Annotated in this window: 14 protein-coding genes; 4 read left to right on the top strand and 10 right to left on the bottom strand. The window is 64.1% G+C overall.

The annotated features are described in order from the left end of the window. Positions 1–6: 6 nt before the first annotated feature. The 10 genes from EN845_RS09615 to EN845_RS09570 all read right to left on the bottom strand — a co-directional run bounded on the left by EN845_RS09615 (position 7) and on the right by EN845_RS09570 (position 11,407). Entirely contained in the window at positions 7–468 is a 462-nt protein-coding gene (locus EN845_RS09615) for a DUF4189 domain-containing protein (protein WP_027144313.1), read from the bottom strand. 46 nt (positions 469–514) lie between these two features. After that, on the bottom strand, positions 515–1,207 hold the full coding sequence (locus tag EN845_RS09610; RefSeq protein ID WP_127279742.1) for a hypothetical protein: 693 nt from the start codon (positions 1,205–1,207) through the stop codon (positions 515–517). 13 nt (positions 1,208–1,220) lie between these two features. Continuing rightward, complete coding sequence (locus EN845_RS09605) at positions 1,221–1,769, bottom strand: invasion associated locus B family protein (protein ID WP_127869835.1); 549 nt, start codon at positions 1,767–1,769, stop codon at positions 1,221–1,223. Between the two features lie 91 nt (positions 1,770–1,860). Beyond that, on the bottom strand, positions 1,861–6,189 hold the full coding sequence (locus tag EN845_RS09600) for a YadA-like family protein (RefSeq protein WP_127869836.1): 4,329 nt from the start codon (positions 6,187–6,189) through the stop codon (positions 1,861–1,863). A 210-nt stretch (positions 6,190–6,399) separates the two neighbouring features. Next, complete coding sequence (locus tag EN845_RS09595) at positions 6,400–6,813, bottom strand: AraC family transcriptional regulator (RefSeq protein WP_245511693.1); 414 nt, start codon at positions 6,811–6,813, stop codon at positions 6,400–6,402. Between the two features lie 238 nt (positions 6,814–7,051). Continuing rightward, positions 7,052–7,753 (bottom strand): hypothetical protein, encoded by a 702-nt coding sequence (locus tag EN845_RS35425; protein WP_189522865.1) that lies wholly within the window; start codon positions 7,751–7,753, stop codon positions 7,052–7,054. 345 nt (positions 7,754–8,098) lie between these two features. Next, positions 8,099–8,293 carry a hypothetical protein gene (locus EN845_RS09585; protein ID WP_127869838.1) on the bottom strand — a complete coding sequence of 65 codons (195 nt, stop codon included), beginning with the start codon at positions 8,291–8,293 and terminating at the stop codon, positions 8,099–8,101. Between the two features lie 389 nt (positions 8,294–8,682). After that, the gene (locus EN845_RS09580) at positions 8,683–9,645 is read right to left on the bottom strand and encodes a 3-keto-5-aminohexanoate cleavage protein (protein ID WP_127869839.1); all 963 of its coding nucleotides are present in this window, start codon (positions 9,643–9,645) and stop codon (positions 8,683–8,685) included. After that, on the bottom strand, positions 9,642–10,589 hold the full coding sequence (locus tag EN845_RS09575) for a 3-hydroxyacyl-CoA dehydrogenase (protein ID WP_127869840.1): 948 nt from the start codon (positions 10,587–10,589) through the stop codon (positions 9,642–9,644). The genes EN845_RS09580 and EN845_RS09575 overlap by 4 nt, the downstream gene beginning before the upstream one ends. An 11-nt stretch (positions 10,590–10,600) precedes the next feature. Beyond that, a complete protein-coding gene (locus tag EN845_RS09570; RefSeq protein ID WP_127275587.1) occupies positions 10,601–11,407 on the bottom strand; it encodes an SDR family oxidoreductase in 807 nt (268 codons plus the stop codon). On the opposite strand from EN845_RS09570, the gene EN845_RS09565 reads away from it, so the two are divergent. From EN845_RS09565 to EN845_RS09550, 4 genes are all read left to right on the top strand, one after another. Continuing rightward, positions 11,398–11,613: an FCD domain-containing protein gene (locus EN845_RS09565; protein ID WP_245511692.1), complete on the top strand. Its 216-nt coding sequence runs from the start codon at positions 11,398–11,400 to the stop codon at positions 11,611–11,613. The two genes, EN845_RS09570 and EN845_RS09565, sit on opposite strands and share 10 nt — an antisense overlap. A gap of 100 nt (positions 11,614–11,713) precedes the next feature. Further along, positions 11,714–13,177 (top strand): phosphatidylserine/phosphatidylglycerophosphate/cardiolipin synthase family protein, encoded by a 1,464-nt coding sequence (locus EN845_RS09560; RefSeq protein WP_127869841.1) that lies wholly within the window; start codon positions 11,714–11,716, stop codon positions 13,175–13,177. Between the two features lie 121 nt (positions 13,178–13,298). Further along, on the top strand, positions 13,299–14,099 hold the full coding sequence (locus EN845_RS09555; protein ID WP_127869842.1) for an endonuclease/exonuclease/phosphatase family protein: 801 nt from the start codon (positions 13,299–13,301) through the stop codon (positions 14,097–14,099). Between the two features lie 108 nt (positions 14,100–14,207). Beyond that, entirely contained in the window at positions 14,208–14,528 is a 321-nt protein-coding gene (locus tag EN845_RS09550) for a hypothetical protein (protein ID WP_127275590.1), read from the top strand. The last annotated feature ends 63 nt before the right edge of the window (positions 14,529–14,591 follow it).

The raw sequence follows: 14,591 nt of genomic DNA, 5'->3' as shown, positions 1-14,591 counted from the left end.
TTATTCTCACGTACAGACCCATTCGCGGATCTTGCATTGGATCCCCCCTGCCTCGCAGGCCTGCAGCGCGAGGTCCTCCGCCTCCCGGCGGGTCTCGGCCGAGTTCACGCCCCAGGGAGTGAACCGGTGCTCCACCTTGTCGGCCACGGCGAGCGCGCCGCAATGCTTGTAGGGAAATCCGGTCTCGTCGTCGTCCGTCCAATGGCGGTGATTGCGGAACACGGCAACGACATTGCAGGCTTTTCCACCGGCATTCTCGCAATATTTCTGCGCAATGTCCTTCGCTTCCTGCCGCTTGTCGGCGCCCCAGAAGAAGCCATACTTGGTGTCGGTCTGGGAATAGGCGATTGCCGCCCAGATGCCTTTCTCCTCCTGTGGCGGCTCGGACGGCTCCACCAGATCGGCCGAGACGACCTGCCCGCTCCACAGCAAGGCCATGCACAAGACTGTCAAACGTCGCGATTTCATGGTCCGCAATCCTTTCCAGGGCGTCTCGCCCATTCGCCTGACATCCTCACTTGGCCGCCGATGCGATGGAAATCACCACGCATGTGTTGCCCGTCGGCAGCAGAAGCGCTTCGCCCGTGTTGCCGCCAAGCTCGTACACTTCGACCTGTCCGAGATGGTCGGTGATCTTGCTGCCTTGCGGAAGAACGGACGGAATGTCGGCGCACGGACTGGCGAACGGCGCCACCCGCACCATGGCGCCCTCGCAGCCCGAAGCGGTGGGCGAGGCGAAGACCACGCCGGCCGCAGGCCCGCTGTAACGGTCCGTGGCATAGTCCATGCCGACAAAGGCCTGGACGGCGTGCTTGTCGGCGGCCTGGTCGTTCCACAGGGATTTGACGCTGTACTTCGCGCCGGTCGTCAAAAGCTGTCCGAGCACCGGAAAGATGGTCGAGCAGGCCTGCACGCCGGCCTGCTTGACGTGCTGGAGGAAGGGCGAGTCCGGCAGTGCGGGAGCGGCGGCCGCCTCGGCCTGAGCGGCCGTCGGGCTGCCGACCAGACCGGCGATCGCGGCATAGTTCGCACCGGCGAAGCCAATGCCCATCATGGCCAGCCCCAGCAGCGAAAATCCAATGACGCGCGGCCACCGCCGCGGCGGCTCGACGGTTCTCTTGCGGTCCGGCTCGACGACCCGTCGCCGATCCGGCTCGACGGTCGGATTGCTGCGCGTCGCGGAGATGAACGGGTCTTGCTGGCTCACGGTGCTGCCTCGGCTATTTGACTGGCGCAAGGGCCTCGGACAGCCCCTTGAGCGTTGCGGTGACGGTAATGGTCTGGCCATCGACGGTCGGATAGGAAATCGCCGGCGTCGCCTTCTGCGCTATCTCCTGGCGCATCAGGGGTCCCACCGGCAGCATGCCGACGCAGACCATTTCGTTGCAGCCGTTCAGATGCACGTCGATCGGCTCGGCGCGCCCATCGAACTTCAGCGACACAAGCCCATCGCTCCTGGCGTTCGGCGCGGTGCGCAGGATCATGTAGGGCTTGCCGTCCTGGGTGGCGGCGAGCGACCAGCTGAACGCCATCTTGCCGGCGCCGTCCTCGATCACCTGCGAGACATTGCAGACCTTCTTGCGCGCCTTGAGGTTCTCGTCGCAGATCAGCGTCCAGTTCTCGAAAGGACGGATGGTGCGCTGGTATTGTCCGAGCTTCACGTCGGGAGGCACGACCACCTCGGAGGGCTTGATCCTGTAGGGCGAAGCCACCTGCCCGGCAGCCGGCGCCAGCCCGCCGGCAAGCGCCAGGCAGGTCAGGCATGCCATGGCAAATCCGGGAAAGCCAAACGGCTTTCCCGAGTCTGCGTCTAGCCTGTCATGGCCGGTTCGCCTTTTCATTGCCGCCCTGTTGTCCGCCTCAGTTCAAGGTGAAGCTCAGGCCGGCGCCGACACCGACATTTCCACCCGCCGCCGTGCCCGACAAATTGCCACGGATGCGGCCATCCTCGCTGGTGTAGCCGGCGCCGAAGGCAAAGGCGCTCGAATCCCGCCAGAAGCCGCCGCCGGCCGCCACGCTCAGCTTGCCGGGACGGTCGTCATAGCGCAGCGAGGCTGCCGCCAGTCCGATTGCCGCCGCCTGCCGTGCTTCGTCCCTGATGCCGCTGATGTCGGAATTCAGCTGGCTGAGCTTCTGGTCGGTATAATTGTTGGCCTGCTGCAACGTCGTGACCGCCACCTGGTCGGTATAGGTCTTGCTCTGAGCCAGGTTCAGGTTCAGCTGGTTGACGTTGACCGCGTCGGTGCCGGTAACGCCGGGGCCGACATTGGAGATGACGACAGGCGCATTCGGGTCACCGCCCTGCAGCGTTATCTTGTTGGTCTTGGTCGTCGATCCGTCCGGATTGTTGACGGTGTCGTATTGCACGGTGTTCTGGACGGTGCCGCCGATGCCGCCGATCGTCTTGGTCAGGTCCTCGATCGCCGTGTTGGTGGCGTAGAGCTGCGACCCGTTGATCGCATCGGTGCTGCCGGAGGAAACGCGCCCGGCGGCGACATTGGTGATCGTCCGCTCGGTTCCGGCATCGCCGACGCTGACGGTCCCGGTCGGGGTCGTGCCGGCGAAGGCGTAGGTCTTGCCGTTGATGACCGTGCTGGACGTGCCGACGGCGGTCTGCGACACCGAACCCGAACCGAGCGCCACATCGCTGGCGTTGTTGGCCTTGGCGCCTTGGCCGAGCGCGACGGCGCCCTGCCCCGTGGCTGTCGAGCCATTGCCGGCGGCAAGGCTGTTGGTGCCGCTGGCCACGCTGGCCGGCCCGATCGCGACGCTGTCGGTGCCGCTGGCGGTGGAGTCGGCCAGCGTCGAATTGGCGTGGAAATACTTGATGCCACCGCCATTGTTGATGTTGGTCAGCGCATTGTCGACAGCAGTGAAACCATCAAAGACGGTCGAATAATTGTTGCCCTGGATGGTGTAGGTCGGGCCGGTGATCGAGCCGTCGGGATTGACCGTGGTGCCGCCGCCGAACAGGTTGGAAACGTTTTGCGAGACGCCGCGCAGCTGCGAGACGTTGACGGCATCGGTCCCGGCCGAGCCCGCCGCGACATTGGTGAGCTTGCGCTCGGCGCCCGCGGCGCCGATCGACACTTCGCCGGCCGAGGTCTGCGGAGCGGTCAGGCCAAAGGCGGCGTAGCCGGCCTGCGCGCCAACCGTGGTGGTTGACGACGCACCCAGTGCGACGCTGTTGGCGAAGGTGCTCTGGGCGCCGGCGCCGAGCGCCACCGACTGGATGCCCGATGCGGTCGAGTCGGTGCCGAGCGCGATGCCGTCGGCCAGCATCACATGAGCGTTCTGGCCGATGGCGGTGCCGCCAGGCGCCGTCTGGTCGACGATGGCGCCATTGCCGATGCCGACGCCATTGTCGCCGTTGACGACCGTGGTCGGACCGACCGCGACCGATTCCGCACCGACCGCCAGCGAATCGCCAGCGGTCGAATTGGCATGGAAATATTTCGTCGAGGTGGCAGAGACCGCCGCGATCGCCCCCGCCAGCTGGCGCACCGTCACGGCGTCCTGGTCCTGCGTGCCGTCGGCGACGTTGGTGATCTGCCGGTAGGAGGTGGCGGTACCGACCGAAACGGCGCCGAGCAGCACTTTGTCGGTGGTGTTGTACTGGATGAAGTTCGACGGACCTGCGGCGATCTGCCCGGAAGCGGGAGCGATCGCGCGATCGGACACCGAGCCCGAACCGAGTGCCACGCTGCCGTCGATGCTGGCCGCGCTGTCGCGGCCGAGCGCCAGCCCGCTGACGCCGGTCGCGGTCGCCTGGTAGCCGACGGCCGTGGAGCCGACGCCCTGTGCGAAGGAGTCCGTTTGCGCCAGTCCGGCCTCGTTGGTGCGGGCATAGCGGATGCCCACGCCATTGGCGTCGGTATAGGCGGTCGAGGTGTCACCGGCGATGTTGTTGATCGTGTTGCCGAGATTGGTCACGCCGCTGCCGATGGTGCTGAGCGTGGTGCCGATGGCGTCGACGGCCTGGTTGGTGGCGGCGAGCTGCGAACCGTTGATGGCATCGGTCGACGTCGAGCTGATCCGCCCCGCGGCGACATTGGTGATAGTGCGTTCCGCGCCGGGCGCGCCGATGCTGACCGTCGAGGTCGGGTTGGTGCCCTGGAAGGCGTAGGTGGTGCCGTTGATCACCGCGTTGGGCGTGCCGACCGCTACGGCGGTCACCGAACCCGAGCCGAGCGCCACGTCGCCGGAGCTTGCCGCCGCCGCCGCACCGTTGCCGAGCGCGACATTGCCGGCGAGGCCGGCGGCACCCGCAGTGGAGCCGTTGCCCAGCGCGACGGAGCCTTGCCCGATCGCCTTGTTGCTGTTGCCGATGGCGACAGCACCGTTGGCCGTATTGGCCGCGGTGGCGGTTGCCGTGCCGTCGCTGTTGGCGATGTTGTTGGCGCCGCCGGTGAAGGCGCCGGTGCCGCTGGCGAAGCTAGGATCGCCGATGGCCACCGCGCCGTCGCCGTAAGCAACGTTGTCTGCGCCGATTGCGACAGCCTTCCCCCCGGTCGCGATCGCCCTGGTGCCGATGGCGACGGAGTCGGCGGTATCAGCGGAAGACTGGAGACCGACCGCGATGGCGTTGGTTGCAGTCGCCGCGCTTTCACGCCCCATCGCAAGGGCGTCGTCCCCGGATGACGTCACGTCCGTGCCGACGGCGATGGCGCTCTGTCCGCTGGCGCTCGTCGCAAAACTGGTCTGGCCGATATAGACGGAGTTTATCCCGGACGCGCTCGTCCCAGCGCCGACAGCGACGGCATTCACGGCGGTGGTTCGGGCACCACTGCCGAGAGCGGTACTGCCGGCTCCGCTGGCACCGGCGTTGACGCCGGCGGCGAGGGTATTATTTGCCGTCGCGCTGGCCAGGACGCCGAATGAGGAGGCGTTTGCGCCGCTGGCAACGGCCCCATTGCCGACTGCCGTGCTAAAGTCGGCAGTGGCCTGAGTGGCCTGGCCGAGCGCGACGCCGAAGCCGCCGGAAGCAAGCGAATTGGTGCCGATCGCGATGCTGTTGGGCAGGGCCGTGTTGGCCTGAACGCCTGCCTGCGCGTTCACGCCGAATGCGATGGACTGGTTGCCCCAGGCCTTGGCTGCATCACCCATCGCCGTGGCGCTTGTGCCGATCGCGGCGGCCTGACGTCCTACGGCAGTGGAATTGGCACCGCTGGCGACAGATCCCCAGCCTCCGGCGAACGAATTGGCGCCGCTGGCGGTGGAACTGGTGCCGACCGCCGTGGAGTTACCTCCCGAAGCGACTGAGAAGGTACCCAAAGCATTGGCGCCGGCCAAGGTGGCACTCGCCTGAACGCCGATCGCTACCGAATTGGTGCCACTCGAGATCGTGCCCTGGCCCAGCGCCATCGCGCCGCCGGCGCCGGTGGCTTTTGCGCTCAGGCCGAGAGCCACCGAGTATTGTGCCGACGCAACGGATGAACGTCCGACCGCGATGGCGTCGACCTGGGATGCCGTCACATCCGTGCCGATGCCGATGGCGCTCTGTGCCAGCGCTCCTGTTCCAGCAACGGTGCGCGAACCGAGATAGACCGAATTTAGCTGCGTGGCTTGTGCCTGGAAGCCGAGAGCCACTGCGTTCTGGGCGCCAGCGGCGGCGAAGCTGCCTTGGGCGAGAGAATCCAATCCGGACGCAACGGTGTTTGTGCCGAAAGCGCTCGCGCGCAGCCCGCTCGCAGCAGCGAAGTTGCCTACGGCAGTCGAATTCTGCGCGGTCGCCGCGGATCCTTGACCCATGGCGACAGCCCCGCCGCCTTGGGTTTGCGCATCGACTCCGATCGCAACTGAATTATTCCCGTTGGAAATCGCTCGGCAGCCGATGGCCATGCCTCCCGTCGGCGCTCCGACGGTGGCCGTATATCCTGTGCAACCGATCGCGATGCCGTTGGCACCACTCGCCGTTCCGGCGCCCGCTGTATAGTTACCGCCTGGAATAACTTGGCCAAATGCCTGAGGCCCAATAACCAGCCCCAAGGCGCCGAAAACAGCCCCAATCGCACCGATACCCCGATCTTTACGACGCATGCCTAGAACGCGGGACGCCATGCGCAGTACAGCCATCAGGCGGCGCCGGGCCGAGCGGGAGCGAGGATCGGCATTCGCGATCCAGTGACTGGCGAAAAGCGCCGCGCGATGCTGGACAAACGAGTGACGTGAGATGCAATTGTCGGTCATGGTCCCTCTCAGCGCGCCAGTCGGCATGAAAATGTCAGACAATTCCCCCAAGCGGCAGAAAGACATGATTCTTGTGCGCGGTATTTCACGATCTTGCTGTGTCGTAAGAAAAAATCGCGGAACAACTCGGCAGAGGTTAACGGCTTATTACTTTAGCCGGAACTTTAATAGGTATCACCTATATTTCCAAGATATGCCGCAGCTTATCCGTCACCTGGTCTTCGAGATAAGCTTGTTCGAGCGCGACCGCAGTGGCGTTACATGCCGGTATTTCTTCATCATGGTGGTGAAATGGCTCTGGCTCGAGAAACCGCTGAGATGGGCAATGTCGGCGATCGCCAGGCTGCTCTCGGCAAGCAGTCTCTCCGCAAAATCCAGCCGCAGATCGAGAATATACTGATGCGGCGGCATCCCGAACGTCCGCGAGAAGGCCCGCACGAAGTGATAGGATGAAAGCCCGCAGACCGCGGCCATCTCGGAAATCGCCAGCTTGCGCGAGAAGTTCTCATCCAGGAAGTCCCGCACCTTGCCCGCACTGCTGGCGGAAAGCCCGCCTTTTACATTCGCCAGCGGCTGTCTCACCACATCCGCAATCCATCTTGGGGGGGCATCATCGCGCCGCACCGTTTCGGCCTCCTGAGGGGTCCCTGCGCAAGCCAAACCTTGGCGGCGTCCACGCGGTTCCCGGAAAAATAAATCGTGATGGACCAGTCTGGACCGCCATTACCGGGGGAATTGTCCGGGCCGGTGGAATTGTTCGAACAAGCCGGACGGACGGTGGTGAGGGCGAGCCGGCAAGAGATATCCCACTCCCCTCGACATCCATGCCGGTGGCAATCCTCGAAGCATCCGGGCGCATCGATCAATTTCTCGCCTCGACCATGGGCGCATTCGCGATGGACGTATTTTGCAGAACACCGATTTCCTTGCAGGAAATCCCGGTCTCCGAGCCCCGGGCACCTGATGGGGCGGCTTTGCCATACCGCGCGGCGCGGCTCTCCCGGCGAAGCCGTCCGGTTTTCTCTTGGACTCCTGGCCGTAATCGTTTCCGGTTGCAGGCGCAGAAGCGCCTCAGTTTCTGGCGGAAGCATAACCAGTTGGTGTCCTTCCCCTGTATTTCTTCATGGTGGAGGCCAAATGACTTTGATCCGAAAACCCGGCGAGGATCGCCGATGTCGAACTCATGAGCAGCCAAAGCCGACAGCGCTTCGGGAGAGATGGAGACCAGGGCATTTTCCCTGGTCGCGGACCAGGCAAGATTGCTGTCCACGCCGGCGGGATTGATGACGAGACACCCGACCGGCGCATCGTATTGCTGGAGCTTGTCGCTGCCGAGCGAGGCCCTCAACTTGCGTATGGGCGCAAGCACGATGCCTACGGAGTGTTCCTTGGCCGGGAATGCCTGCGAGCCTGGCCCGGGAACGGAATAGATCACGCTTCCTTGCGCGGTGGCCCTTCGCGGACCGGCACTTTCAGGAATGATGTCCAGGACGTATCGAGCTGTCCGCTCCCGATCGATGCCTCGGGAAACGCCGCTTTCCCGAGCCTCGTCCGCATTGTTCATTCGCGCTGCCTCAGCCGTATCGACGCTACTTCGAATACCCTTTTCCCGACCCGAACGCAGCGTAACGCACACACCTTGGCTTGGGAAGAACTCCCACGCGCAAAGAAAAATCTTTATTCGAGAAAAGAAAAAAATGGCCAGCGAATAGGAGTTGACGAGCGTTCATTTTCGCCTGGCGCGAGGCCTCGTCATCCGGAGTTTCGCCGATCGGTCCTGGCACGACCGGTCATGCGATTCTGTATTCTCGTCAACGACTGATTGAGGCCGTTGGCGCAGCCTGCGCGGATCATAACCTGTCCGCGAGATCGACGCCTGCGGTGTGGATCCGGTTATCGGCGGCCGCTGCTACAGATCACCGCGCCGTTTCTCGTACAGATCCCAAGCGAGTTCCACGAAAGCCAGAAGAACGTCGTCCCGATTCCAGCCGGCAGCCACCGCCGCCTGGACGATCTCATTGATGAGAGGCAGCAACTGGTCCTGGCATTCGGCCGACATATCGCCGTCGCCCGCGGGTGGCCCTCGGAAGTTGAAAGTCATCATTCGGCGCCCCCCTCGCCTTCAATCGAAGTGTTACATCGGTAATTTCATTCCCTCTGATATACAATAGATGTGGTACCAAAGAACAGGAAGCCCCAGCGAACCAAGGCAGCACATGACGATGCCGGATCACCCCGGATCTATGCTTTCCCATGGGTCAGGGTGGGCTTTCCAAAGGGAACTCTGTCGACGCTTGATCGACCAACTGCTGAACGCTCGAATGACCGCCCGCTGTAACGGGAGAGCAATGCTTCGCGGCGGAGACTCTCGCGATCAACGACGCGCTTGCTGCCGCGCGTCGCCTCGTGACGGTCGACGACGCCCAAGGCCGGTGATGGCGAATAGGCTGCCGCGCAGGACGCCGTCCCGGGAAAGCGCGGCAGCGGGCCGCGTCAGAAGGCGACCTGGTCGCCGCCCTTCAATGACAGGATTTCGCGCGCCTCGTCCGGTGTCGCCACTTCCATGCCAAGCCCTTCGATGATCTTGCGCGCCAGCACGACCTGCTCGGCATTCGATTTGGCGAGTTTGCCCTTGCCGGCCCACAGGCTGTCCTCCAGCCCGACGCGGATGTTGCCGCCAAGCGCCGCCGACTGCGCGGCGATGCGCAACTGGCTGGCGCCGGCGCCGAGCACCGACCAGCGAAACTGGTCGCCAAACAAGCGGTCGGCGGTGCGCTTCATATGGGCGACATCCTCCGGATGCGTGCCGATGCCCCCAAGCAGGCCGAACACCGACTGCACGAAGAAGGGCGGCTTCACCAGCCCGCGATCGGCGAAATGGGAAAGGTTGTAGAGATGCGCGATGTCGTAGCACTCGAACTCGAAGCGCGTGCCGTTGTCGTAGCAAGTCGCCAGAATGTATTCGATGTCCTTGAACGAATTGCGGAAGACGAGATCGCGCGTCGCTTCCAAATGCGGCTTTTCCCAGTCGAATTTGAAGGTCTCGTATTTGTCGGCGAGATGGTAGAGCCCGAAATTGATCGAACCCATGTTGAGCGAGGCCACTTCCGGTTTGAACTGAGCGGCCGGCTTCACCCGCTCCTCGACCTTCATGTAGGGACTGCCGCCGGTGGTGATGTTGATGGCGGCATTGGTGCCTTGCTTGACGCGCGGCAGGAAGCGGGCAAAAGCCTCCGGCGTCTGGTCGGGCCTGCCGGTCTCGGGATCGCGGGCATGCAGGTGCAGGATTGCCGCTCCCGCCTCGGCCGCCGCGATCGCTTCCGACGCGATCTGGTCCGGCGTGATAGGCAGATAAGGCGACATGGTCGGCGTGTGGATCGCTCCGGTCACCGCGCAGGTGATGATGACCTTGCCCCTGGCCACCGTGGCGCCGGGCTTGCGGCTGGTTTCTTTCATTGTCCGAACTCCTGATCCGATTTCTTCTTGTGCGCCGCCAGCGCCATCAGCCGGCGATCGCGCCACACTTGCCGCTCGCCTAGTTTTTCCCTCGGCAGGCGTTTACCGCGCTCGGCCTCGACCGTCTCCATCACCTCGCCCGCCCAGTCGACCCGGCGCAACATCTGCGGGAAGATGTTGGAATAGATGCCCTGGTAACGCTCGACATAGTCGCGCACGCCGCCGGGCGCGTTGAGGTCGATGGTCTCGAACGGTCCCATGAAGGACCAGCGCAGCGCCAGCCCGTCGCGGATGCCGATATCGACGTCCTCGACGCTGGCATAGCCGTCGGCGACGAGCCGGAACGCTTCCTCCAGCAACGCGCCCTGCAGGCGGTTCATGATGAACCCGTCGAGTTCGCGCTTCATCACCAGCGGCGCATGGCCGGCCTCGATGAGGAAGGCGCGTGTTCTTTCGAGCGTCTCGGCCGATGTCCACGGCGCTGGCACGACCTCGGCGGCGGGAATGAGGTAGGGCGGATTGATCGGATGCATGACAAGGCAGCGATGCCGCCCTTGCAAATGGTCGGTGAATTTCGACGGCAACAGCGCCGAGCTGGAACTGGCGATCACCGCTCGCGGATCGGCAGCAGAGTCGATCAGCGAAAACACCTCACGCTTGACCTCGAGATTTTCCGGCGTGTTCTCCTGGACATGGACCGCGCCGGCCAGCGCCTCGCCGAGTTCGGCGGCAACAGTGATGCGATCGAGCACGGTGGCGGCGGACTGTCCCCGCAGCAGGTCGTTGGCAGCGAGATCGCCGAGCACACCTTCTATGTAGTCGCGCGCGCCGCCGGTCGCGGCGCGGGACTGGTCCCACATGCGGACGTCATGACCGGCGCGCGCGAAACTGATCGCCCAGGCCCGCCCGATGAATCCGCTGCCGACGATCGCAACCTGTGCCATGGATCTTGCCCTCAAAGTGTTTCGACATTGCCGTCGACGCCGAGCGACTGGCCGGAAATGTTTATCCCCGCATCCGAAAGCAGGAAGGCGACCATCGAGGCGACATCATAAGGGCTGGTCATGCGGCGCAGCGAGATGTTCTGCAGATAGCGCCCGGTCATTTCTTCGTGGCTGATGCCGATCTGCCTGGCGCGCGCCGAGATGACGCCCTCGATGCGGGGACCCTCGATGATGCCGGGCAGGATGGCATTGACCCTGATGCCGTGCGGCCCGAGCTCCTTGGCAAGGCTCTGTGTGAAGCCGATCACGCCGAACTTGGCGGCCGAGTAAGGCGTGCGGAAAGCATAGCCGTGGCGGCCGGCGGCCGACGACATCGAGACGATCGAGCCGCCTCCCGCCGCCTTGATCATCGGCACGGCGCGCCGCGCGCACAGGAACTGGCCGGTCAGGCAGACATCGAGACAGCGCCGCCAGTCGTTCGGCTCGATCTCGTCGACGCCGCCGGTCGGGCCGGCAATGCCGGCATTGTTGATCAGGGCATCGAGCCCGCCGAGCTTTTCGGCGACCGTCTCGAACAGCCGGTCGACGTCGTCTTCGTGTGAGACGTCGGCCTTGACCGCGGCCACCAGATCGATCTTGCCGGGAGCGGCAGCCAGCGCCTCGTCGGAAACGTCGCAGACGACGATGCGCGCCCCGAGCCGCGACAGCGTGTCGGCGATGGCGAAACCAATGCCGCCGGCGCCTGCTGTCACCAGCACGCGCTGTCCATTGAGGCCGGCCAGAAATTCCGCCGCCGTTTCAGGTGCCTTTGTGCTCATCGTCCGTCCTTCCCATCGAGAACCTGTGGCTGCAGATCAGCCCCTATTTCAACATGCTGCACGATTCGGGAAACTATTCGACCGCCAACCAACATCATCAGGAGATGTTCGCGGCCCTGTGTGATCGCGACGGCGACGCCGTCAAGGCCGCGGTGCGCGCCGATATCGACGCCGCTTTCAATGTCCTGGTTGGCTTGCTCAAATAACCGTGCGCCGGCCGTTCTCTCACCGGCGGAGCCCAATGGGTGAGTGTGGAAATCGCCGGCTGCATTGCCTTCCGCGGGCGCTCGCTGGATAGTCCTGGCAATGTTCGAGACCCTGGCGATTCACTGGCCCCAAATACTGGCGATCATCTCGGTGGTGATGGCGACCATCGGCATTGCCCATGCCGTCATGACCAAGGAGGACGTCCGCGCCGCCACCGGCTGGGTCGGCATCATGGTGCTGTCGCCGATTCTCGGCGTGCTGATCTATGCCGTGGCCGGCATCAACCGCATCCGCCGCGCCACGATCAGCGCGCAGCGCCCGCTTGCCGAGGGCCTGGTGTCGGCCAAGCATGAGCGCGACGTCGCCGCCGAAGAGGCGCTGATCATCGAGCGCTATGGACAGCGGTTCACCGGCCTCAGAACGCTGGGCGACAGGGTGGCGCGGCGCGCGCTCAACCCGGGAAATGCAATCGACGTGCTGGAAAGCGGCGACGAGGCCTACCCCGCCATGTGCGCGGCGATCGACGGGGCCGAGCGCAGCGTCCTGCTCGAGACCTATATTTTCGACAATGACGCGGTCGGCCTGCTTTTCGTCGAAGCGCTGGCCGGCGCTGTCCAGCGCGGCGTCACCGTGCGTGTGCTGATCGATGCCGTCGGCGCCCGCTACTCCGTCCCCAGCATCCTGGGGCATCTGCGTCGCGCCAACATCACGGCGGATGTCTTCAACGGCAACATCGTCATGGGCCTGCGCTTGCCTTATGCCAATCTGCGGACCCACCGCAAGATCCTGGTGGTCGACGGCACGGTTGCCTTTACTGGCGGCATGAACATCCGCAAGGGTTTTTCGGCGGAGTTCGCCGGATCGAACAGCGCCAAGGACACGCATTTCCAGGTCACCGGACCCGTTGTCGCCGATCTCTTCTCGGTCGCCGCGGAAGACTGGCGCTTCGCCACCAAGGAGGCGCTGAAGGGCGATGCCTGGCGGATCACACCGGTTTCACCGCCCGCTGGCCAGCCGATGCTGGTGCGTGCGGTTGCATCCGGGCCGGACGCCAGCAACGAAACCAACCACAAACTGATGATCGGCGCCTTCTCGGTCGCGCGCAAGTCGATACGCCTGATGTCGCCCTATTTCCTGCCGGACCGGGAACTGATCAGCGCCCTGGTTACCGCGGCCAGGCGCGGCGTCGAGATCGATGTCGTGGTGCCGGCGGTGAACAACCTCTTCCTCGTCGACCGCGCCATGACCGCCCAATTCGACCAGATCCTGAAGAATTATTGCCGCATATGGCGCACGGAAGGCCCCTTCGATCATTCCAAGCTGCTTTCGATCGACGGCGTATGGGCTTATGTCGGGTCCTCCAACCTCGATGCACGTTCGCTGCGGCTCAACTTCGAGATCGATCTGGAGGTCCTCGACGCAGGTTTTGCCACCGAGATCGAGACCCGGATCGGATCGGCGATCGAAACGGCCGTTCCAGTGACGTTGGCCTCCTTGCGCGCCCGGCCCTTCGTCATCCGCCTGTTTGACCGCATCCTCTGGCTGGGATCGCCCTATCTCTGAGAAACCCTGTCTTTAACAAAATGACGTGTTTGCCCGATAGCGTAACGCCAACCATGGAACATCGGCCAAAAGACTATATTTCTAGGTGCATGGTGAGAACAGCAGGGATGATGGGCGCGCTATGCGAATGAATGGGCGCAGCCTGCCGGCCAGCATGCTCCTGTCCATTCGCGACAGGCGGATGCGCAAGGCCAACGCCTTTTCGCCGAAGAAGGACGGCGTCACCGGGACGCTGGTCGCCTCCTACAACGTCCACAAATGCATCGGCGTCGACCGCAAGTTCGATCCCGACCGCACCAGCCGCGTCATCCGCGAGATCGCCCCCGACGTCATCGCCCTGCAGGAGGCCGACAATCGCTTCGGCGACCGCGACGGGCTCCTCGACCTGCACCGTCTCGAACTGGAAACCGGCCTCGTGCCGGTGCCCATTTCCGCAACGGGCAAAGGCCATGGCTGGCATGGCAATGTCCTGCTGTTCAAAAGGGGCGTCGTTCGCGACGTGCATCAGATCAGGCTTCCAGGTCTCGAACCCCGCGGTGCCGTGGTGGCCGAGATCGATCTCGACGGGAACCAGTCCTTGCGCATCATCGCGGCCCATCTCGGGTTGCTGCGCCGCTCCCGCTCACAGCAGGCCCAGGTCGTGTTGGATATCATGAACAGCCCCGACGAGAAGCCGACGCTCCTGCTCGGCGACCTGAACGAATGGCGGCTCGGAAACCGCTCCGCGCTGAACACGCTGCACGCGACCTTCGGCCCGCAGCCGCCAGCAGTCCCCACCTTCCCGTCCAACCTGCCGCTGCTGGCACTCGACCGGATCATGGCCAACCGGCACGGCATGATCGCGACCGTCGAAGCGCATGACACGCCGCTGTCGCGCGTGGCCTCCGACCATCTGCCGCTGACCGCCTTCGTTCGCCTGTAGCATGTGGCCGATAACACCTTGATGTCGCCGGCGTCGCAAAGCGTGTGGATTCGGGCGGAACACCCGGTTCTTCAGCGAGTTTATGTGTTGAATATACAGGAGGATGGAATGAAAAAGTTGATTTTGGCCTCGGTGCTGGCATTCGCCGCGACAGCGGCGGCGATGGCGCCAACCCAAGCCGCCAGCCTGACTATCCAGTCCGACGACGGCGGCCAATATTCCTCGGATGACGATTCCGGAATCGTCGTTCGCCGTCATCATATGCGCCACTATGACAACGAGTATGACGGCGACCAGAACGCTCAGTACGATGACTACGACAATGGCGGCTACCGCTGGCGCCACCACCATCACCGCTGCCACACGGAAACGATTGTGCATTGGCGCCACCACCACAGAGTGTTCGAGGACGTTCGCGTCTGCGGCTGAGGTCGCTCCGTCTCCTGATCCAACCGTCTCCTGATCCAACCCTTGGCGGGTTGCCGCCAAGGA

The sequence above is a fragment of the Mesorhizobium sp. M8A.F.Ca.ET.202.01.1.1 genome (genome assembly GCF_004791595.1).
In the GTDB taxonomy this organism is placed as follows: Bacteria; Pseudomonadota; Alphaproteobacteria; order Rhizobiales; family Rhizobiaceae; genus Mesorhizobium.
Note: the sequence above shows the minus strand (reverse complement) of the source record. Positions and strands in the feature narration are given on the sequence as shown.

Bases quoted from the DNA above. Each gene is read 5' to 3' on its own strand.
- EN845_RS09615 (WP_027144313.1), bottom strand. From the start codon at position 468: ATGAAATCGCGACGTTTGACAGTCTTGTGCATGGCCTTGCTGTGGAGC.
- EN845_RS09605 (WP_127869835.1), bottom strand. From the start codon at position 1,769: ATGGCATGCCTGACCTGCCTGGCGCTTGCCGGCGGGCTGGCGCCGGCT.
- EN845_RS09600 (WP_127869836.1), bottom strand. From the start codon at position 6,189: ATGACCGACAATTGCATCTCACGTCACTCGTTTGTCCAGCATCGCGCG.
- EN845_RS35425 (WP_189522865.1), bottom strand. From the start codon at position 7,753: ATGAACAATGCGGACGAGGCTCGGGAAAGCGGCGTTTCCCGAGGCATC.
- EN845_RS09585 (WP_127869838.1), bottom strand. From the start codon at position 8,293: ATGATGACTTTCAACTTCCGAGGGCCACCCGCGGGCGACGGCGATATG.
- EN845_RS09580 (WP_127869839.1), bottom strand. From the start codon at position 9,645: ATGAAAGAAACCAGCCGCAAGCCCGGCGCCACGGTGGCCAGGGGCAAG.
- EN845_RS09575 (WP_127869840.1), bottom strand. From the start codon at position 10,589: ATGGCACAGGTTGCGATCGTCGGCAGCGGATTCATCGGGCGGGCCTGG.
- EN845_RS09570 (WP_127275587.1), bottom strand. From the start codon at position 11,407: ATGAGCACAAAGGCACCTGAAACGGCGGCGGAATTTCTGGCCGGCCTC.
- EN845_RS09560 (WP_127869841.1), top strand. From the start codon at position 11,714: ATGTTCGAGACCCTGGCGATTCACTGGCCCCAAATACTGGCGATCATC.
- EN845_RS09555 (WP_127869842.1), top strand. From the start codon at position 13,299: ATGCGAATGAATGGGCGCAGCCTGCCGGCCAGCATGCTCCTGTCCATT.
- EN845_RS09550 (WP_127275590.1), top strand. From the start codon at position 14,208: ATGAAAAAGTTGATTTTGGCCTCGGTGCTGGCATTCGCCGCGACAGCG.